General features: G+C 75.8%; 11 protein-coding genes. 8 read left to right on the top strand and 3 right to left on the bottom strand.

The window, feature by feature from the left end; all coding sequences use genetic code 11:
* Positions 1 to 3: 3 nt before the first annotated feature.
* Positions 4 to 1,593 (top strand): DUF4139 domain-containing protein, encoded by a 1,590-nt coding sequence (locus GA0070216_RS11205; protein ID WP_091243498.1) that lies wholly within the window; start codon positions 4 to 6, stop codon positions 1,591 to 1,593.
* 67 nt (positions 1,594 to 1,660) lie between these two features.
* Here the strand turns inward: GA0070216_RS11205 and GA0070216_RS11200 are convergent, their stop codons facing one another.
* The 3 genes from GA0070216_RS11200 to GA0070216_RS11190 form a co-directional block, all read right to left on the bottom strand.
* Positions 1,661 to 3,193, bottom strand: a complete 1,533-nt coding sequence (locus GA0070216_RS11200) for a polysaccharide deacetylase family protein (protein WP_176738916.1) — start codon at positions 3,191 to 3,193, stop codon at positions 1,661 to 1,663.
* Between the two features lie 112 nt (positions 3,194 to 3,305).
* On the bottom strand, positions 3,306 to 4,682 hold the full coding sequence (locus GA0070216_RS11195; RefSeq protein ID WP_091243491.1) for a glycosyltransferase family 2 protein: 1,377 nt from the start codon (positions 4,680 to 4,682) through the stop codon (positions 3,306 to 3,308).
* A gap of 1 nt (position 4,683) precedes the next feature.
* Positions 4,684 to 6,045, bottom strand: coding sequence for a nucleotide sugar dehydrogenase (locus tag GA0070216_RS11190; protein WP_091243487.1), 1,362 nt, complete (start codon positions 6,043 to 6,045; stop codon positions 4,684 to 4,686).
* A 555-nt stretch (positions 6,046 to 6,600) separates the two neighbouring features.
* Between GA0070216_RS11190 and GA0070216_RS11185 the strand changes: the two genes are divergently transcribed.
* The 7 genes from GA0070216_RS11185 to GA0070216_RS11155 all read left to right on the top strand — a co-directional run bounded on the left by GA0070216_RS11185 (position 6,601) and on the right by GA0070216_RS11155 (position 20,418).
* A complete protein-coding gene (locus GA0070216_RS11185) occupies positions 6,601 to 7,476 on the top strand; it encodes a DUF4132 domain-containing protein (RefSeq protein ID WP_091243484.1) in 876 nt (291 codons plus the stop codon).
* Positions 7,473 to 12,224, top strand: a complete 4,752-nt coding sequence (locus GA0070216_RS11180) for a hypothetical protein (RefSeq protein ID WP_091243481.1) — start codon at positions 7,473 to 7,475, stop codon at positions 12,222 to 12,224. Before GA0070216_RS11185 ends, GA0070216_RS11180 begins: the two co-directional genes overlap by 4 nt.
* Positions 12,221 to 13,384, top strand: a complete 1,164-nt coding sequence (locus GA0070216_RS11175) for an ATP-binding protein (RefSeq protein WP_091243478.1) — start codon at positions 12,221 to 12,223, stop codon at positions 13,382 to 13,384. The genes GA0070216_RS11180 and GA0070216_RS11175 overlap by 4 nt, the downstream gene beginning before the upstream one ends.
* Positions 13,368 to 16,961 carry a DUF5682 family protein gene (locus tag GA0070216_RS11170; RefSeq protein WP_091243475.1) on the top strand — a complete coding sequence of 1,198 codons (3,594 nt, stop codon included), beginning with the start codon at positions 13,368 to 13,370 and terminating at the stop codon, positions 16,959 to 16,961. The genes GA0070216_RS11175 and GA0070216_RS11170 overlap by 17 nt, the downstream gene beginning before the upstream one ends.
* Positions 16,958 to 18,877 carry a hypothetical protein gene (locus GA0070216_RS11165; protein WP_091243472.1) on the top strand — a complete coding sequence of 640 codons (1,920 nt, stop codon included), beginning with the start codon at positions 16,958 to 16,960 and terminating at the stop codon, positions 18,875 to 18,877. Before GA0070216_RS11170 ends, GA0070216_RS11165 begins: the two co-directional genes overlap by 4 nt.
* Positions 18,878 to 18,940: 63 nt before the next feature.
* Positions 18,941 to 19,540 carry a carboxymuconolactone decarboxylase family protein gene (locus tag GA0070216_RS11160; protein WP_091243470.1) on the top strand — a complete coding sequence of 200 codons (600 nt, stop codon included), beginning with the start codon at positions 18,941 to 18,943 and terminating at the stop codon, positions 19,538 to 19,540.
* Positions 19,537 to 20,418: an RNA polymerase sigma-70 factor gene (locus tag GA0070216_RS11155; RefSeq protein ID WP_091243970.1), complete on the top strand. Its 882-nt coding sequence runs from the start codon at positions 19,537 to 19,539 to the stop codon at positions 20,416 to 20,418. Before GA0070216_RS11160 ends, GA0070216_RS11155 begins: the two co-directional genes overlap by 4 nt.
* Positions 20,419 to 20,461: the final 43 nt, after the last annotated feature.

Below are 20,461 nucleotides of genomic sequence, written 5' to 3'. Positions count from 1 at the left end.
GCCGTGGACGCTGTGGAGATCGAAGCCCCCGTGGTCGCCGTCACCGTGTATCCGGACCGGGCCCGGGTCACCCGCCGGGGCGGCACCCGGCTGACCGCCGGTGAGCATCGGATCCGGATCGCGCCCCTGCCGTTACGGCTGCGCCGGGACTCCCTGCGCATCGGGGGCGGAGGCGCGGTCACCGTCCTGGGGGTGGAGGTGAGCACCTGGCGGCAGCCCCGCAGCACCGACGGTCAGGTCGGCGAACTGACGCGGCGGGCCCGGGAGTTGGCCGACGAACTGGCCGAGGTCGACGACGACGCCGAGGTCGAGACGCAGCGGCGGCAGTTCCTCACCCGGCTGGCCGAGCGGGCCGGCAGCACGTACGCCCGCACGCTGGCCGCCGGTGACACCGGCCCGACCGACGTGGCCACCTTCGCCGACTCGGTGGCCGCCCAACTCGCCGAGTCGCACCGCCGCCGACGCGGGCTGGCCCGGCGGCGTACCGCGCTGACCGAGGACCTGTCGGCCGTCGAGCGGGAGTTGGCCGCCGCAGGCGGCAAGCAGGAACCGGACCGGTTGGCCGCCGAGGTGACGGTGGCGGTGGACGCCGGCGACACCGAAGTGGACCTGGAGCTGAGCTACCTGGTCGACGGGGCCCGCTGGGAGTCCTCCTACGACCTGCGGCTGGTCGAGGAGACCATGACGGTCACCTGGTTCGGTCTGGTCACCCAGGACACCGGCGAGGACTGGCCGGAGTGCGCGCTCCAGCTCTCCACCGCCCGCCCGGCGGCGGCTGCCGACGTACCCGAGTTGTCGCCCTGGTATCTCGACCGGGTCCGGCGGGCGCCCGCGCCGGCGGACCTGCCGGTGGCGAGTTTCGGCGCGCCGCCACCCCCGGCGCCCGGCGCGGCACCGGCGGGCGGCGGTGTGGTGGCCCGCGGGGGCGCACCACGCCCGGCGATCCGCCAAGCCGTGGCGGAGGTCGCGCAGGGGGTCAGCGCGGCGACCTACCGGCCGGCCCGGCCGGTGGCGGTGCCCGCCGACGGCAGCGCCTACCGGGCCGTCATCGCGGTGCTGGACCTGCCGGTCCGCCTCGACCATGTGACCGTGCCGGTCCGGGTGGCCGAGGCGCACCTGCGGGCGACGGTCCGCAACACCTCGGCGCACACCCTGCTGCCGGGCGCGGCGGCGGTCTTCCACGAGGCCGACTTCGTCGCCGCCACCCGGCTGCCCACGTGGGCGCCCGGCGAGGAGACCGAACTGGCGCTCGGGGTGGACGACCGGGTCCGGGTGGAACGCGAGCTGACCCGGCGGGCCGACACCCGGGCCACCCTCGGCTCCACCCGGCGGCGGGACGTGGAGTACCGGATCAGCGTGGCCAACCACACCCCCCGGCCGGCGACCGTCGAGGTCCGCGACCAGTTGCCGGTCTCCCGCGACGAGGCGGTGGCGGTCCGCGAGTCCACCGTCGTCCCGCCACCGGACGAGCGCACCGAACTCGGCGAGCTGACCTGGCGGCTGCGGCTCGGCCCGGGGGAGAGCGGCCAGATCACCCTGGGCTTCCGGGTCGAACTCGGCAAGGGGGTCGAGCTGGCCGGCTGGCGGGAGTGACCGCCGCCCCCGCAGCGACCCGGCCCACCGGCCAGCCGGCGGGGCGGACCGCCCGACAGCGGACCTGTCACCCGTCGGTCGTCACGGTCAACGCGGCGACCGACGGGTGGGGTCGTCCCTGCGCGTCGTCGATCGCCACGGCCAGTCCGCCGGTGGCCCCCGGCCCGGTGGGGGTGACCACCCGCAGGACCGGGCCGCCGTCCACCCGGGCCACGGTCTCGCCGTCGCGCACGGTGACTGCGATCCGGTGACCGGCGGCCGGGGTAAGGGCGGCCTCGGCGACCACCCGGCCGGCGCGCAGCAGCGCCACCCGGCCGTACGCCACCCGCACCGACACCGTGGCGTCGCCGTTCACCCCGACCAGCAGGGTGACCGTGCCGCCGTCGGTCCGCAGACCCCGCACGGTGGCGTCGGCCGTGTAGCCGGTCCAGTCCGCGCTGGCATACGCGAGCAGCGTGCCGTAGGCGCGGCGGGGACTGTCGGCGGTGAACCGGCCGGCGGTCAGTGGGGACAGCTCGGTCATCGGCTCGCCGTGCTGGTCACGCCAGTCCCAGGCGCGGGCGAACGGGTCGGTCACCACGGCGGGCACGGCCGTCCGCTCGACGACCGCGCTGACCAGTTCGGCCGTGTCGGTCGTGGCGTACACCTCGGCCCGCTCGACCTGGCCGTCGGCCGCCGACCGGCGGCTGCTCGGTTCCGGGGCGAGCGACTTGTTGGTCAGCGCGCCGACGAACCGCGCGGCGATCAGGTCGCGGCTGAACGCGGCAGCCTCCGGGTCGGTCGTCACGTCACCGATCTCGGAGAACGGGTACGCGAACAGCCGCGGCCGGGGCAGCTGATGGGCGGTGAACGCGGTGAACATCGCGTCGAAGTCGGCGGTCAGCCGCTGCCGGTAGGCGGCCAGGCTCTCCCGGGTGCCGGTGGCCGGCTCCCAGCGCCGGTGCGTCAGGGGGGAGCCGAGCTGCCCCGGCGCGGTCTGCACCCGGGTGTGCAGGTCGTGGGTGTGCGCCTGGAAGTCCCACCGGCCGGAGCGGCTCATCCGGCTGACCTCCGCCCAACTCAGGTAGTACGGCCGGTGGGTGTCCACGTGCCCGGTGATCAGGTAGGAGGCGGCCACCATGCGGTGCCGTTCCAGGATCGGGTCGGCGTACGTCCAGAGCCCCCGGGTGCCGTCGTCGAAGGTGAGGTAGACCGAGCGGGCCGGGACGCTGCCGCCCCGCAGGTAGTCGACGTACTGGGCCGAGGAGATCGTCCGGTAGCCGGCCGTGTGCAGCGCGGTGAGCTGGGCGTCGAACGCCTCCGGGGTGACCACGTAGTGTTCCCGACCGGCCGGTGCGGTCGCCGCCGGGTCGCCGCCGTGCGGCCTGATGTCGTGGTAGGCCACCACCACCGGCGCGGCCCGGTCCGGCAGCCGCCCGGCCGTCTCGGCGAAGCGGCGCAGGTCGGCGGGGTCGACCCGGGTGACCGGGGTGTCCCGCTGCCCACTGACGTGCCGCCGCAGGTCGGCCAGGTACCAGGACACCCCGAAGGGCGCCGCCACCACCAGCAGGGTGACCAGCGAGAGCAACCCGCCGAGCGCGCGGGGCCACAGCCGCCTCACCGGAGCACCTCGCCCCGGGAGAACACCACCGCGTAGAGCAGCACCAGCACCACCGCACCGGCGAGGGTGAGCGCCACCCGGGCCAGCCGGGTCAGCAGCCGACCGCCGGCGTTCACACCGTGCTCCGGGACCACACGCCACGACGGATCGTCCCCACCGACCAGGGCAGCAACCAGGACAGCATGGTGGCGGACAGCACGCTCATCAACGGCCGGTACGCCCAGCGCGGGTCACCCGGGTTGTCCAACCGGTACGCCAGCCCCCAGGCGGTGCCCTTGAGCAGCACCCCGCACAGATAGAGCAGCGGCACCGCCCACCAGCCGCGCAGCGGCGCCCAGACCAGATGGGAGAAGGCCATCGCCGGGGCCAGCGCCACCCAGAGCGCGTGTCCGTAGTAGAGCGCGGCCGGCCCGGGGCCCCGCCGCCACATGAACGTGCCGGTGAAGAAGAGGTTCCGCACGTAGCTCTTCTTCCAGCGGGTCTGCTGGCGCAGGAACGGCCGCAGCCGGGCCGGCACGGTGGTCCACACCTTCGCCGAGCGGACGTAGCCGACCCGCCAGGCGCGGGGCGGGTGGTCCTCGTCGCGGACGAACGGCGAGTCGGCGAAGCGCCGCTTGAGCCGGTCGCCGATCCAGCGTTGTCCCAGCACATAGCCGGTGAGCTGCCGGTCGGTGGCGAACCGGAACTCGCCGCCGAGGAAACGGTCGGCCGCCCAGGCGGGCAGGTAGTTGAGCACCGCCTCCCGACGGAACACCGCCAGCGGGCCGGAGACACAGGTGACCGCGCCGAACGACGCCTCGGCCGCCTTGGAGACCCGGAACTGACCCTCGTACCAGACGTCCTGGACCCGGGTGAGCAGCGACTCGTCGGGGTTGAGCGCGCGGGCGTGGCCGCTGACCGCGCCGAGGTCCGGTTGGCGCAGCAGCGCCTCGACGCAGCGGCCCAGCGCGTCCGGGGCGAGTACGCAGTCGGAGTCGGTGAAGGCGAGCACGTCGCCGGTGGCGTACCGGGCGGCGTGCACCAGGGCCCGCTTCTTGCCGACGTTGCGGGGCAGGTGCAGCACGGTGACCGGGAGTTCGGCGGCGAGCCGGTCGAGCACCTCGGCGGTGCCGTCGGTGGAGCCGTCGTCGACCACGATCACCTGCAACGGCCGGTGGTTGCTGCCGGTCATCGACCGTACGCACGCCTCGATCCCGTCCGCCTCGTCCTTGACCGCCACCAGCAGGCTGACCCGGGGAGCCGGCGGCAGCGGCGGGAACTCGGCGGCGTGCCGGTGCTGCGCCGGTGCCTCGCTGGGGTCCACGTACCGGGCGTAGGCCAGGTAGAACACGGCGACGGTGGCGGTGAGCACGGCGAAGCCGTAGAACGCCAGCAGCGGGGCGTACGGCAGTTGGGGCAGCTGGCGGGCCAGCAGGACGATCAGCGGGAGCAGCGCGAGCACGGTGAGCAGCCGACGCAGGCCGCGCCGGACCGGCAGGGACACCGGCATCTCAGACGACCTCCCGCCGGGGCAGCCCGGCCAGCCGGTAGGTGGCGTCGAGCACCATGGGCTGCCCGCGCAACCACGCCTCGTCCAGGCCGGACTGGCCGGTGTGCACGACCACCAGGTCCCACTCCCGGTCGGTGTGGTCGGCGACGCGGTGCAGGGTCCCGCCGTCGGGGGTGCGGACCGTGTCGACGAGGTCGTCGACGAAGCCGACCTCCGCGCCGGCCCGGACCAACTCGCCGATGATCTCCAACGCCGGGGACTCCCGCACGTCGGCGACCCCCGGCTTGTACGTCACCCCGGCGATCAGCACCCGGGCCCCGAGCAGGGGACGACCGGCCCCGGCGAGCAGTTCCCGGATGCGGTCGACGACCCGCCGGGGGCGGGCGGCGATCCCCCGCATCGCGGTCTCGATCAGGGGTGCCTCGCGGCGCTGCCCGCGCACCTGCCAGAGCAGGTAGTGCGGGTCGCAGGGGATGCAGTGCCCGCCCACCCCGGGGCCGGGCTGGAAGGCCATGAAACCGTACGGCTTGGTGTCCGCCCCGTCGATCACCTCGGTGACGTCCAGGTGCAGGTCCCGGCAGAGGTCGGCGAACTCGTTGGCCAGGGCGATGTTCACCGCCCGGAAGGTGTTCTCCAGCAGCTTGGTCATCTCGGCGGCCTCGGGCGAGCTGAGCCGGTGCACCAGGGGGGTGATCCGGGCCAGCGCGGCGGCGGCCCGCGCGGTGCAGTCCGGGGTCGTCCCGCCGACGACCCGGGGGGTGAGTTCCTGGCGGTGCCGGTCGTTGCCGGGGTCGACCCGTTCCGGGGCGAAGGCCACCCACACCTCCTGTCCGACCCGCAGGCCCCGGGCGGCCAGCGGCGCGACCAGCAGGTCACGGGTGGTGCCGACATAGCTGGTGGAGGTGAGCACGATGGTCTGGCCGGGGCGGGCGTGGGCGACCACCGCCGCGCAGGCGGCCCGCAACGCGGTGAGGTCCGGGGCGAGGTGGCGGTCCACCGGGGTGGGCACGCAGATCAGCACCGTGTCGGCGTCGGCGATCTCGCCGATCGCGGTGGTCAGGCGCAGCGCGGGGTCGGCGGCCCGCAGCGTCTCGCGGAGCCGGTCCCGGTCGTCGTCGAGCAGGTCGGCCCGGTCGGCCCGGATGTCGTCGAGCCGGTCCGGGGAGATGTCCACGCCGATCACCCGGGCGCCGCTGGCGACCAGGGCCAGGCTGGTCGGCAGGCCCACGTAACCGAGGCCCACCACGGCGGTACGCGCCCCAGGGACGGTGGTGACGGCGGCGGCCGGCTCCGGTGGGGCGGCCGGGAATGCCGGGGCGATGGCCGGGACGTCGGACCGGGCGGCGGGCAGGAGCTGCGACATGGTCGGTGACCCTCACGGAAGGTGAACGGTGATGACCTAAGAGTGCCGATCGGGTCACCCCGGCGGCTGTCCGTCGAACAGCCTCCCGGAAGCAGAAAGACTACGGGCAGTCACTGTCCGTTCGGTCAGTTCTCCGCGTGGCAACCGCCCACCAGCGTCTTTACCGCACCGTGGGGACGCCCCGGGTCCGTCCCAGCGGCCTCATCGACCACCGGCGTCCCACCTGTCCCGCCGTCCCGGGCGGAGTAAGAATCATCACTGGCGGTGAACTGGACGGCCGTGCTCCCTCGCCTCGCCTCGGGTCGGGTGACGGCCGGCCCTGCGGGCGCGGCGTCCCGTCCCACCAGGAGCGAACCGGTTGCGGGGGCACGGTTCCTCCGGTGCGGATGGCGGCGGTTCCATCGGCCGGGGTTCGCCTTGACCCGAGACTCATCACCGACAGTCATGGTGGGGTAGGTGTCGGCCCCGCCGCCGGGTGGCGGGACGACGGCGGGTTCTGTCGCCCGGGTGGGCTAGCCTCCGGTGTCTCTACTCGCCGATCATGAGGATGTCCACATGGGATGGTCAGCGGTGTCGGGTGGCTATCAGGTCACTCTCCGCGATGGTGACGTCGTCGCCCGGAACGCCAAGGGCCGGGAACTCCGTTCCCTCCCGGCGACCCTGCGCGACGATCCGACCGTGGTCGGGCTCCGACAGCTCACCGAATGGCTGACCCGGCACGAGGCCCAGTGCCGTACGGACATCGAACGCTGGATGGTGCGCTCGCTGCCGGTGCCGGTGTCGGTCCTGACCGAGGTGTGGCCGGACGAGGCGTGGCGCACCGCGCTCACCGACCTCGTCGTCGTGGTGCTCGACGACGACGGCCACCGGGACCCGGACGACGTGGGTCTGCTCCGCGAGGTGGGCGACGGCCAGGTCGGTCTGGTCAACCTGGACGGCGACTCCGTCCGCCGGGCCGCCCGACGGATCGTCATCCCCCACCCGGTCACCCTCGACGACCTCGACGACCTGCGGGAGTTCGCCGCCGAACTCCAGGTCCGCCAGTCCGTCGACCAGCTCTTCCGGCAGACCTGGGTCCGGGGGCCGGACGTCGACCCGACGTCGACCCGATGCGACGACTACGCCGGCGGCCGGTACGACCAGCTGCGCCACCTGACGGCCCGGGCGACGAAGCTCGGCTACCCGGTGCGCGGCGGCAACGCGGTGTGCCGGATCGTCGAGGACGGCCACACCGTCGAGGCCCGGTCGTGGGTCGGCGCCGACGACCCGTACTACGAGACCGAGACCGGTGACCTCGTCTTCACCGACCGGCACGGCACCGCCCTGCCGCTGGGCACGGTCGGCCCGGTGGCCTGGTCGGAAGGAACCCGGATGGCCGCCGCGCTGTACGCCGGCCGGGTCGTGGCAGCAGAGCAGGAGGAGGACCAGTGAGCGTCGACGCGATGGACCTGTTGGAGGCGGGGGCGGTGCTGCCCGCCGGCACGGTGGTGGCCAAGGACGACACCGCCGACACCCTGACCGCCCGCCGCTACGCCCATCCGGTCCTCGCCGGACGGACCGTCGTCCGGCTGGTCATCGACGCGCTCGGCGAGGCCGAGGACCTGTCCATGGAGTTCCTGGGCTTCGACCGACCGGACCGGGTGACCCCGGTCGGGGTGGTCCGCCGGCAGGCGCTCGGCTTCCCGGCGTGGGCGCTGGTCCACGACCCCGCCAACGGGCACCACGCGCTGGCCCTGGTCAAGGAGATCGAACGGCTGGCCCGGACGGCCAGGTCCCGGATCGGTCCGGCGAAGGACGGCTTCAACGCCCTCGGCGAACGACTCGCCCGGTCGGTGCCGCACTTCCTGCCGACGTTCTACGAGGAGGCCGGCCGGGCGTTCCTCGCCGCCGACAGCGTGACCCACGCGGCGAGCATGTTCGGCAAGGCCCGGGACGCGGAGCGCGCCTACGGGCTGACCATCGACGAGGACCGCCAGCACGCCGTGTTCCTGGAGTTCGCGCTGGCCGGCGCGCTGACCGCGAAGGCACTCTCCGGCCACGCCCGGGACCTCGCGACCCGGTGCGCGCCGGCGGACGCGTACGCGATGTTCCTGCGGCTGTGCGTGGAGCGCACCCTGGGCGGGCTGCCGCCGTACGCGGCGATGCACACCGACCTGCGCCGGCTGGCCCGCGCCGCCGGGCTCGACCCGGCCGCCGAGGACGAGCGGGTGCTGACCGAACTGCTGGCCGCGCCCGCGCTCAACCGGGCACCGGAGGCGTTCTGGAACGCCTACCGGACGCCGTTGGCCCGGCTCGCCGCGACCGACCCCGCCCTGCGCGGCCGGCTGCTCGGGCTGACCCCCGAGCACTGCGGCGACGACGTCTGGCTGAGCGTGCTGGAGGACGCCGGCGCCACGGCGGCGTTGACCGGGCCGGCGGACGGCGTACCCGCCGAGGCCGCCTCGCCGGACGGACCCGCCGGCTGGCTGCGCCGCTTCGACGAGCATAGAGAGCGGCGCTCCTGGCGGGCGCGCAAGCGCCACCCCGGGCTGCTGGCGTTGGTCGCACGGATGGCGGGACGGCTGAAAGGCGACGGGGTGCCGGTCGCGCTCTGCCGCGACCACGACACGGTGGACCTCGACCTGCTCGACACCTGCCTGGCGCTGGGGGTGCCCGTCGCCGATCCGGCCCCCGACGTCCGGCACCGGCTGGAGCTCTGGCTGGCCGACGAGACCGACGGCCGGCGTGACCTGGTCGCCGTCGCCGCCGACCGGCGCTTCCTGCCGTTGCTGGTCGAGGGTGTGGAGCGGCGGCTGCGGACCGGCTCGCGCGACCTGCGCGACCCGACCGCACGGGTGCAGGAGATCGTCGCGGTACCCGGCCTGCGGACCGCCCTGCGGCGCTGGCTGGACACGCTCGCCGACGCCGTCGGGCGGCAGGGGCTGCCGACGATCGACCATCACCTCGACCGGGTCGGCACCGTCGCCTGCCCGACCGGGTTCGCCGTCAACCCCGACGCGGCACGCCGGCTCGTCGACCACGACCTCGGCCCCGTCCTCGGCCGTACGCTGCGGTCTGGTCTGTTCGACGAGTACGGCTGGCCGGCCCTGGACGCCGCGGTCGAACGTCTCCCCGAGTCGGACGTGGGCGTACAGCTCGTCGGGCAGTGGCCTTACCTGCTGCTGGTTACCGGGAACCTGGTGTCGGTGGTCGGGCCGGACGGGGTGGAACTCGAGCACCTGATGCGGATTCCGGCCGGGGAGAACCGGCACCGGTGGCGGCTGGTGCTGCGCTACGTCGACGGGCAACTGCTGGTCTGCTGGGACCGGGGCCGGGACCGGGCCGCCTACTGGAGCGGCACACCGGACGACGTCTTCACCCTCGCCGACGACGCCTTCACCAACTATCCCCGGCTGTCGCTGCCGCTGCCCGGTGGGGGACGTACCCTGGGCCGCCGTCCGTTGCGGGTCGGCGACCGCAGCGAACGGACCGGCGGCCGGGTGATCAGCGACGGCGACACCTACTGGGTGCGTGCCGCCGACCACCCGCTGGGCTGGCGGGAGTACGACCCCGCGACGGGCGAGCCGGGCCGGTTCTCCCGGCCGACGTTCTTCGAGGACGGCACGGTCGACGGTCAACCCCTGGACGCCGAGGCGTCCTGGCTGCGCCCCACCACGTCGGCCGGCAGCCCGCTGGGCCCCGCCGACGGGCTGGCCGGCTGGCGGGCCCGGCACGCAGCGGGCGGCTGGGCCGGCGAAGCCGCGAACGGCCTGTCCTTCGCCCTGCCGGCGGGTACCGGCCTGGACGGGCGGCTGGTGGCGGCGGTGCGTTTCCCCGGCGCGACCGCCACCTTCGGTCTGCTGCACCACAACCGGGGCCGGGGCGGCGAGCTGCTGATCTGCGCCGAGGACGGCTTCCTGCTCGGTCGCTACCAGCTCGGCGGTGAGCGGTCGGCCTTCGCCACCGGCACCCGGCTGGTGCCGCCCCTGGAGTTCTGGCACTTCCTGCGGCCCCGCGACGAGGCCGGTTCGGCGGCACTGCGGGTCGTCACCGACGCGCAGGCCGGTGCGCTGCTGGCCGAGGCGGCCGGCCTGGACGCCGCGCAGGTGCCCGCCCTGGTCGGCCGGCACCTTCCGCAGCTCACCGCGCCCGCCCTCGTCGCCGGGGTCGCCGGCCTCGTCACCCGGGCCGCCGCGCAGGTGGCACGGCTGCGGACGTTGGCCGCCGTGCTGGACGGCGAGCAGGACAACGCCCTGCCGGCGGTGGAGCAGACCCCGGCCGGGGCGCCGGCGGTCGACCGGCTGCTCGCCGAGGGGCTGGCCGGGCTGATCCAGTACTGCTACGCCGCCGGGGACAGCTCCCTGCGACTGATCAGCCGGGCGGGTGCCGCACTCACCGGCACCGGGCCGACGTCGGACGCCCGGGGCCAGCTGGACGGTGACCTCGACTGGTTCGACGTGCTGGGGGTGCTGCCGGCCGCGATGTACCGGGCGGTGGCCCCGGTCTGCCTGTCCGAGGTGCGCGAGGCGCTGCTGACGCTGCTGGAGGTGTGCGCCCGCTCCGGGCTGCTCGCCCCGGGCAGCCGGCTGCGGCGGGCCACCCTGGTCGCCGACGGCACCCACCCGGTCGACCAGGTCAGGGGACAGGTGCTGACCGAGGGCGGACGGCGGTTGCTGGTGCTCGCCGTCGACACCGACGACCGCGAGGTCGAGGTGCTCGACTGGACGCCGACCGGGCAGTTCTCGGCGGTGGCCGGTTTCCGGATCACCGAGGAGGAGATCCTGCCGACCGGTGACGTCACGCCGCAGCGGCTCGACGAGTTCGTCCGGCTCGCCCGCGAGAACGGGCCGGTGCCCTGGCACACCGAGCGGGCCCAGGCACTGTCCGAGGCGGCGGGAATGAGCTACGCCGAAGCGGTGCTGCTGCTGGCGGGCCTGCCCCGGCTGATGTGGGAGAAGGCGCCGGCCGAGCTGCGTACCACCCTGGGGTTGCCCGACCCGGCGGCCGCCGCCGCGGCGGCCCGGTTCTGGGGGACCGGCGGTCGCGGTCGGCAGGGCCTCACCGGGCTGCTCGGGCGGTTGGTGCCGGAGGACCCGGCGACGCTGTGGGTCGACGGACCCCGGCAGGATCTGATCGTCGAGGAGTGGGTCCGGCGGTACGGGCGACGTCGAACCGTGTCCGACGAGTTGATCGTCCAGGTGCACCGCGCCGAGGTGGCCAGTCCGCTGCCGGCCTCGACGGTGGTCCACTGGGTCGCCAACGCGGCCACCTGCCACTGGCTGGCCGGTACCGACCAGGGCATCGACGACGGCGACGCGTTGATCGCGCTGACCAGGACGCTGCCGTGGCTGGCCTACCACCTGGCCGTCGACGACCCGATCCGGGCGGCGTTGCCGGTGGCCGCCCGACTGGCCCGGGAGCGGTTGGCCGATCCCGGGTGCACCGTCACGGTCGGCCACCTCGACGGCAGCAAGCTGTCGGCGTTCACCGCCGCGTTCGGCCTCCCGGCGACGACCGGCCCGGCCGGCACCGAGGTCGGCCCGGTGCTGATCCCGTCGTCGGCCCGCTGGCACCAGGTCCGGTTGGTGCCGTCCCGGCTGTCCGGGGTGGACGATCCGGCGCTGGCCGTGCTGCGGGCCCGCCTCGACCGCGTCGACGAGCGGGTGCTCGCGGCACTGCGGGCCCTGGTCGGTGACCAGCTCACCGAGGTGGTGTCGCACGTCGTACCCGCGATGGACGACGGCTTCGCGCAGGACCCGACCCGGTCCGCCCCGGACCTGGTCGCGACGGTCGCCTCGACGCTCGGGCTGAGCGCCGACGCCGCGGCGCTCTATCTGCAACTGCTCGCCCTGCCCGACCCGACCGACCGCAACGTCGCCCGGTGGACCGGCTGGAAGCCGGCCCGGCTCAAGGCGGCCCGTGCCGAGTTGGCCGCCACCACGCACGTCGTGGCGGCGAAGCGGCCCCGGGCCGGTCGGTCGCTGTTCCTGCCCGGTGGTTGGTTGGCGCTGAAGGCGCCGCTGCTGCCGCTGGAACGCTGGAAGCTCCCGCTGCTGATCGGGGGCGAGGGCGGCGTGACCGCGCTGGGCATCGTCTCCCCGGTCGCCCCCGCGCCCCGCCTGTTCGCGCTCGCCTGGGCCCGGCTGGGCGACGGCGACGCACCCCGCTTCGACGATCTTGTTACGGAAGGGCGCCGATGACCACCACGGCCACCCCGGCGGCGCGTCAGGTCGCGCCGGCCGAGCACGCCCACGCCACCGAGTTGGCGTTCCTCGCCGCGTACGACGACGGGCCCCGCCCGCCGGGCTGGCGGTTGACCCCCCGCGCGGTCGTCACGTTCATCGTCGGCAGCGCCGGCACCGCGCTGGACCTACCCCGCCAGGCACGCCGCGACGACCTGCCCCGCACGCTGGCCGTGGCCGCCAAGTTCGTCGGGGAACGGGCCCTGGTCGAGCGGTGCGTCGTCACCCTGGCCGGGGAGCGGGGCCTGCTGCTCGTCGGCGAACCGGGCACCGCGAAGTCGATGCTGTCGGAGCTGTTGGCCGCCGCGATCTGCGGCAGCAGCGAACTGGTCGTGCAGGGCACTGCGGGGACCACCGAGGACCAGCTGCGGTACGGCTGGAACTACGCGCTGCTGCTGGCGCACGGGCCGAGCGCCGCCGCGCTGGTGCCCTCGCCGATCCTGTCGGCGATGCGTACCGGTGCGGTGGCCCGGGTGGAGGAGATCACCCGCTGCCTGCCGGAGGTCCAGGACGCCCTGGTGTCCATCCTGTCGGACCGGCGGATCGCGGTGCCCGAGCTGTCCGGCACCGCCGAGGCCACCGTCCCCGCCGCGCCCGGCTTCACGTTGATCGCGACCGCCAACCTGCGTGACCGGGGGGTGTCGGAGATGTCCGCGGCGCTCAAGCGCCGGTTCAACTTCGAGACCGTCGGCCCGATCGGCGACCTGGCCCAGGAGATCGCCCTGGTGCAGCGGCAGGCCCGCGCCACCCTGGAACGGGTGCACGCCCCGTTCGCGGTCGACGAGGCCGTGCTGGAGGCGCTGGTCACCGCGTTCCGGGACCTGCGGGCCGGGCGGTCGGTCGAGGGCTGGGAGGTGGAGCGGCCCTCCACGGTGATGAGCACCGCCGAGGCGGTGGCGGTCGCGTCGTCGCTGGCCTTGGCGGCGGCCTACTTCCCCGGCGACCGGGACGTGTTGTCGCTGTTGCCGGGGCACCTGCTCGGCGTGGTCCGCAAGGACGACCCCGCCGACGGGGCCAAGCTGCTCGGCTACTGGGACGGCGCGGTCCGGCGTCGGGCCGAGGACGGCGCCCGGTTGTGGCGGCAACTCTGGGAACTGCGCGATGTCCTCGCCGACTGACCTGTCGCCTCCGGCCGGGCCGCCGCCTCCGCCCGCGTCCCGGGAGCCGGCCCGGCCGCCGACGCCCCCGGGGCCGCCGGCCCCGGCCGCACCGCCGGCCGGCGCGGAGCTGGTCGATCCCTCGGTCGCGGTCGCCGCGTTGGCCGGGCACCGGCGGCCGTACCTGATCGGGGTACGCCACCACTCGCCCGCGCTGGCGGTGGCCCTGCCGCGGCTGCTGGCCGAGTGCCGACCCGAGGTGCTGCTCCTCGAACTCCCGCCGGAGCTGGGCGAATGGCTGCCGTGGCTCGCCGACCCGGCCACCACCGCCCCGGTGGCGCTGGCCGGGGTGGTCGGCGAGGGCGGGGGACCGGCGTTCTACCCGTTCGCCGACTTCTCCCCGGAGCTGGTCGCGGTGCGGTGGGCGGCCCGTAACGGGGTTCCCGTCGTACCGTGCGATCTGTCGCTGGCCGACCCGGCCTGGGGGGAGCGCGCACCGGGCGGGGCCCCGACGCCGGGCCGGTCGTTCGCCGACGCGCTGCGCGCGGCGGGCAGCGGGCGTGCCGACGAGGACCTGTGGGACCGCTCGGTCGAGGCCCGGGCACCCGGCGCAGACCCGGAGGCGGTACGCCGGGCGGCGCTCGCGGTCGGTTGGGCGTTGCGCGTCGACGCCGAGCGGGGGGCCGGGGTGCCCGCCCTCGACCTGCGGCGGGAGGCGCGGATGCGGCAGTGCCTGGCGGAGGCGGGGCCGCGCCGGGTCGCCGCCCTGGTCGGCGCGTTCCATGCCCCGGCGCTGCTGACCGGATCGGCCGGTCCGCCGGCCGGTCCGGCCGGCCCGTCGTCGGTGGTGACCTCGATGGTGCCGTACACGTTCGGGTTGCTGGACGCGCGGTCGGGCTATCCGGCCGGCATCCGCGATCCGCAGTGGCAGCAGTCGGTCCTCGCCGCCGACGGTGATCCCGGTGCCGTCGAGTCGGCGACGACGGCCGCCGTGGTGGCCATCTGCGCGGCGATCCGCCGGGCCGGCCACCCGGCCGGCCCCGGCGAGGCCCGGGAGACGGTCCGGCTCGCCCTCGACCTGGCCCGGCTGCGCGGCCTGCCCGCACCGGGCCGGGGCGAACTGGTCGAGGCGATCCAGAGCGTGCTGGCCCACGGTGAGGTGCTCGGCCGGGGCCGGGCGGTGGCCCGCGCGATGGAACAGGTGCTCGTCGGGGACCGGCGGGGCGCGCTGGCCCCCGGCACCCCCCGCTCCGGGCTGGCCCCGGCGGTGCGGGAGCTGCTGGCCCGGTTGCGCCTGCCCGGCGCCGGTGACCCGGCCAGGGAGCTGCGGCTGGACCCGCTGCGTTCCGCCCTGGACCGGCGGCGGGAGATCACGCTGCACCGGCTCGTGGTCTGTGGCGTCGGCTATGCCGCGCCGGTCGCCGGTGTGGGGGTCGGTGGGGTAGACCCGGTCACCGCGCGCTGGCGGGTGGAGTGGACGCCCCGCACCGAGGCGACGATCGAGGTGGCCGGGCTGCACGGGGTGACCCTCGCCCAGGCCGCCGAGGGCGCCCTGGTGCAGCGGCGACGGCGGGAACGGGCCGAGGACGGCCCGACCGTCGCCGCCCTGATCGTCGGGCTGGAGGACGCCGCGCGGTGCGACCTGGCCGGGTTGGCCGCGCGCCGGCTCACCGAGCTGTCGGTCACGGTGCCGGCGGAGGGCACCCTCGGCGAACTGGTCGCCGCGTTGGCGCTGCTCGACCGGCTGCGCCTCGGCCACCTGCCGGGCGGGTCGGGACTGCCGGTCGACGACCTGGGCCGGGTCGTCGAGACGCTGGAGAGCGCGGCGATCCGGCAGGTCGACGGGCTGACCGGTGCCCAGGACGTGGCCGACGCCGAGGCGTTGGCCACGCTCGCCCTGCGGGCCGACGCCGCCGGGGCGGGCCTGCGCCTGGCCGACTGTCTGGCCCGGCTCGCCGCGCAGGGCACGCCGCTGATGGCCGCCGCCGCCGGGGCGGTCCAGGTCCTGCTGGGCCTGCGGGAGCCGGCCACCTTCGGACGGCTCGCCGCGTCCTGGGTGGACACCGCGACCACGCCCACCGGGCGGCAGCAGCTCCAGGGCCACCTGACCGGGCTGCTGGTCGTCGCCGAACCCCTGCTGCGGGCCAGCGGCGAGGTGCTCGACGGGCTCCTGGACCGGGTCGAGACGCTGCCCGACGAGGAGTTCCTCACCCGGCTGCCGCCGCTGCGCGCCGGCTTCCACGTGGTCAGCCCGGCCGGCCGGGACCGGCTGCTGGAGGTGGTCCGCGAGCGGCTCGACGAGACCGGTCCGGCCCCCGACATCACGCTGCTCGACGACCCGGACGCCCTGCTGGTGCGCCTGCGTGCCGACCGGGCGGGCCGGGAGGCGCTGCTGGCGCAGGGCCTGCTCGCGCCCGAGACGGCGGACCCGTCGCCGGATCTTTCGGCAGCGGTTGCCGACGCGGCGCGACCGGCCACCCGCCGGCCGCCGGCCGGTGGGCTCCCGGCCGTCGACCGGTGGCGGCTCGTGCTCGGCCGGGAATCCACCCGGGTCGGGCCGCGCGCCCGCCGGTACGCCACCGCGCTCGACGAGCTGTACGGGGCCGGCCGGGGCGAAGGGGCCGGTGCCGAGGCGGCCGGTCGCGCCGGTCGGGAGGCGTCGTTTCCGGGCGTACGGGAGTGGGCGCAGGAGCTGTCCGTCCTGTTCGGCGCCGGTGTGCGGGAGGAGGTGCTGGCCCGGGCCGTCGAGGCGGGCCGGCTGGACGCGGCCACCGAGCTGGACCCGACGGCGGTGCGCCCGTCGGTCGAGTTGCTCCGCGACCTGCTCACCCTCGCCGGTGGGCTGCCGGAGTCCACGGTGGCGCGGCTGCGCCCGCTGGTGGCCCGCGTCGTCGAGGAGCTGACCAGACAGCTGGCGGCCCGGCTGCGGCCGGCGCTGACCGGGCTGACCACCCCCCGCCCCACGTACCAGCCGGGCGGGCCACTGGACCTGCCCCGGACGCTGCGGGCCAACCTGGCCACGGTCCGCCGTGACGCGCAGGGCCGGGTCATGCTGGTGCCGGAGCGGCCGGTGTTCCGGACCCGGGCCCGCCGGGGGGTCGACTGGCGGCTGGTGCTCGTCGTCGACGTCTCCGGCTCGATGGAGGAGTCGGTGATCTGGTCGGCGCTCACCGCCGCCGTGCTCGCCGGCGTTCCGGCGCTCAGCACGCACTTCGTCGCCTTCTCCACCGAGGTGGTGGACCTGTCCGAGCGGGTGGACGACCCGCTGGCCCTGCTACTGGAGGTCAGCGTCGGCGGGGGCACCCACATCGCGGCCGGGCTGCGCTACGCCCGGTCGTTGGTCACCGTTCCGCAACGGACGATGGTGGTCGTGATCAGCGACTTCGAGGAAGGGTTCCCGATGGGTGGACTGCTGGCCGAGACCCGGGCGTTGGTCGAGGCGGGTTGCCAGGTGCTGGGCTGTGCCAGCCTGGACGACTCCGGCCGGCCCCGGTATTCGGTCTCGGCTGCGGGTCAGCTGGTCGCGGCGGGGATGCCGGTCGCCGCGTTGAGCCCGCTGGAGCTGGCCCGGTGGGTCGGCGAGCAGGTGCGTCGATGACCGGCCTGCCGGCGGTGACCGCCCCGGTGCTGGCCGATGCGCTGGACGCGCTGCCCGCCCGGCTGCGCCGCAAGGTCGACGACGCGGTCACCCGCGCCAGCGGCTGGCCGGTCACCGGCATGACCGGCGGGGTGACGGTCCGGGTCGACGAGGCGACGACGGTGACCCTGGTGGCGGTCGACGGGGTGGTGCGCAGCGCCGCCGACGCCCGGTGCAGTTGCCTGCTCGCGCCGAACTGCCTGCACCGGATGGCGGTGCTCGCCCTGGCTCCGGTGGACGACACGGCTGCGGCGCCGCCGCCGGCCGCCGACCGGCCCGTCGATCCGGCGGTCGGCCCGCCTGCCGGCCCGGTGCCCGGTGCGTCGGCCGATGCCGCCGCCGACCCGTCCGCCGACGTGGGGGCTGCGGCGGCCGGCGGTCCGGCAGCTCCGGCACTGGACGGTGCGGCGGGGGCCGGTGGGGCGGCGCGCAGCGAGCTGACCGCACGTCAGCGGATCGCCGCCGACGGGTTGTGGCAGGTCGCGGTGGACGTGCTCGCGGCGGGGACCGTCGGCTGCGGCGTCGTGCTGCGGACCGCCCTGCTGCGGGCCGTGCACGAGGCCAGGGCCAACGGGCTGCACCGCGCCGCCGCGTCCGGTACCCGGGTCGCGGCGGGACTGCGGGCCGCCCGGGCCGCCGAGCCGCAGTACCGGCTCGCCGATCTGACCGACGACCTGTGCGAGCTGCTGGCCGTGTCCCGTCGGCTGCGCGGGACCGACCCGCCGGCCGGTGAACTCGGGCCGTTGCTCGGGACCGCCCGGCGGGCCTACGACCCGCAGGCCGGCCTGCGACTGTACGGGCTCTGCGCGGTGCCGGTGGTGACGGACTCCGGGTACGCCGGGGTGGTCACCTATCTGGTGGACCGCACCGGTCGGGTGTGGACGGTCGCCGACCTGGCCCCGGGGGACGTGGCACGGGCCGCCGGTGCGGGTGACGCGACGGTGGCGGTGGGCGAGTCGGGGCTCAGCCACCGGCAGCTCACCCGGGCCGGGCTGGTGGTGTCCGGCGGCACGGCGTCGGAGTCGGGGCAACTGGGCGCCGGCCGGGCGGTCCGGGCGGCGCGGGCCGCCGGCGTCGGCTGGGCCGACGAGCCCCTCGCCGGGCTCTGGGCGCAGCCCCTGCCCGACCAGGTACGCCGGGCCTTCGGCGCGGCAACCCTGCCGGTGCCGGAGCGCCCGGCCGGGGCCGACCTGCTCTTCCTGACCGTGCGGGTGCTGGGCGGTCACGACCACACCGTCCTCGTCGCGACCGGGGACGGCGCGGTCCTGACGTTGACCGTCGCCGACGAGCACGCCGCCCTGCCGCACCGGGACAACCTGCGGCTGCTGGGGCAGGCGGCGGGGGCGGAGCTGCGCCTGGTGGGCCGGCTCGATCCGACCCGCCGGGCCACGGTCCAGGCGCTCGCCGTGGGGCCGACGTCCGTCGACGGGCCGGTGCTCGTCCTGCCGCCGAGCTGGGCGGGCCACGCCGACCTCGGCTACGACCGGCTGCACTCCAGCCAGCTCGGCCCGGCAGGAGGCCCGGCACCGGCGCCGCCGGACGGTCGGCTCCCGGGCCAGGGCGGTCCCGCGCCGCGTCCGCGCCTCGGCGATCCCGGGCTGGGACTGCTGCGCCGGCAGGTGGAACGGGTCGTCTCGGGCGGCCGGGCGATCCAGGCGCTGGCCGACCCCACGGCACGGGGACTGCGGCTGGCCCGGCTGGATCTCGGTGCGCACCTGCTCACGGCGATGGGCGGCGCGGCACGGGCCCGTCCCCGCAACGCCTTCGGCCGACTCACCGATGACGACGGGCAGGCGTTCGCGGAGTCCTGGTTGGCGCTGGCGGTCTACGAGCAGGCGGCGTCGCGGGCGCTGGCGGAGGCGTCCTGGCTGCCCTGACGACTGTCACACGAGGGCGGCGGCCGGTGTCTGCATGTCGAGACCAGCCGACCAGGAGGCGACATGTCCCGCAACACCCGGATTCCCAGAGCCGAGATCACCGGCCTCTACGGCGCGGTGCTGAAGAAGTTCAGCCGGAAGATGTTCGGCGACGTGGCCGAGCCGCTCGAGGTGATGTGGCACCACCGGCCGGTGCTCCGGTTCAGCCTCGGCCTCGGCCAGAAGTCCCGCAGGTGGAGCGCCTGCGACGAGAACCTCAAGTCGTACGCGCAGATGGCGGTGGCCGCCCGGATCGGCTGCACCTTCTGCCTCGACCTGGGGTACTTCCAGGCGCACAACGACGGCCTCGACGTGGCCAAGGCACGGCAGGTGCCCCGCTGGCGGGAGTCGGACGCCTTCACCCCGCTGGAGCGGGACGTGCTGGAGTACGCCGAGGCGATGACGCAGACCCCGCCGACCGTCACCGACGCGCTCTCCGCCCGGCTGCTGGGCCGGCTCGGTGCGGCGGGGATGGTCGAGCTCACCGCGTGGATCGCACTGGCCAACCAGTTCACCCGGACGAACGTCGCGCTGGGGATCGAGGCCCAGGGCTTCGCCGCGTCGTGCGGGTTGCCACCCCTGCCGTCGCGGGCGCGGCCGGACGGCGCGGTGCCGGCGGCATGACCGACGATCCGTTCGTCGCCCACCGCAGTCTGCTGTTCACGGTCTCCTACGAGCTGCTCGGCTCCGCCGCCGACGCCGAGGACGTCGTGCAGGAGACCTGGCTGCGGTGGGCGGCCCTCGGTACGCGGGCCCGGGCGGAGGTCCGCGACCCCCGGGCCTACCTGGTGCGGATCGTCACCCGACAGGCGCTCAACCGGCTGCGGACCCTGTCCCGACGACGCGAGGAGTACGTCGGCGAGTGGCTGCCCGAGCCGCTGCTGACCAGCCCCGACGTGGCCGAGGACGTGGAGCTGGCGGAGAGCGTCTCGTTTGCGATGCTGACCGTGCTGGAGACCCTGGGCCCGGTCGAGCGGGCGGTGTTCGTGCTCCGGGAGGTCTTCGAGACGCCGTACGACGAGATCGCGGCGACGGTCGGCCGTTCCCCGGCGACGGTACGGCAGATCGCCCACCGGGCCCGGGAACACGTGGCCGCCCGACGGCCGAGGGTACGGGTGAGCCGGGCTGAGCAGGAGACCGTCGTCGCGCGGTTCCTGGCCGCGGTGCGTGGGGGCGATCTGCGGGGGTTGCTGGAGGTGCTCGCGCCGGACGTGGTGGTGGTCTCCGACGGTGGTGGGGTGGTCGCGGCGGCCCGCCGCCCGATCGAGGGCGCGCACCGGGTGGCGGCGCTGCTCGGCGGGCTGGCCACGCTGGCCGGGGACTTCGCGGTGCGGCCGGTGTGGCTCAACGGGGGACCGGCGGCGCGGTTCGACGTCGGCGGTGTGCTGGACACGGTGGCGGCCCTGGTGATCGAGGACGGCCGGGTCACCCGGGTCTACGCCGTCCGCAATCCGCAGAAGCTCGCCCGGCTCGGCGAGGAGGCGTCACTGAGCCGCGCGTAGCGCCACCGCCCGGCCGCCGCCACCCGACCCGTACGGGTCCGCT

This window comes from Micromonospora matsumotoense, from assembly GCF_900091525.1.
GTDB lineage: Bacteria > Actinomycetota > Actinomycetes > Mycobacteriales > Micromonosporaceae > Micromonospora > Micromonospora matsumotoensis.
Note: the sequence above shows the minus strand (reverse complement) of the source record. Positions and strands in the feature narration are given on the sequence as shown.

What these genes read in the sequence shown, in the direction of transcription:
- GA0070216_RS11195 (WP_091243491.1), bottom strand. Translation starts at nt 4,682, where the DNA reads ATGCCGGTGTCCCTGCCGGTCCGGCGCGGCCTGCGTCGGCTGCTCACC.
- GA0070216_RS11190 (WP_091243487.1), bottom strand. Translation starts at nt 6,045, where the DNA reads ATGTCGCAGCTCCTGCCCGCCGCCCGGTCCGACGTCCCGGCCATCGCC.
- GA0070216_RS11185 (WP_091243484.1), top strand. Translation starts at nt 6,601, where the DNA reads ATGGGATGGTCAGCGGTGTCGGGTGGCTATCAGGTCACTCTCCGCGAT.
- GA0070216_RS11175 (WP_091243478.1), top strand. Translation starts at nt 12,221, where the DNA reads ATGACCACCACGGCCACCCCGGCGGCGCGTCAGGTCGCGCCGGCCGAG.
- GA0070216_RS11170 (WP_091243475.1), top strand. Translation starts at nt 13,368, where the DNA reads ATGTCCTCGCCGACTGACCTGTCGCCTCCGGCCGGGCCGCCGCCTCCG.
- GA0070216_RS11165 (WP_091243472.1), top strand. Translation starts at nt 16,958, where the DNA reads ATGACCGGCCTGCCGGCGGTGACCGCCCCGGTGCTGGCCGATGCGCTG.
- GA0070216_RS11160 (WP_091243470.1), top strand. Translation starts at nt 18,941, where the DNA reads ATGTCCCGCAACACCCGGATTCCCAGAGCCGAGATCACCGGCCTCTAC.
- GA0070216_RS11155 (WP_091243970.1), top strand. Translation starts at nt 19,537, where the DNA reads ATGACCGACGATCCGTTCGTCGCCCACCGCAGTCTGCTGTTCACGGTC.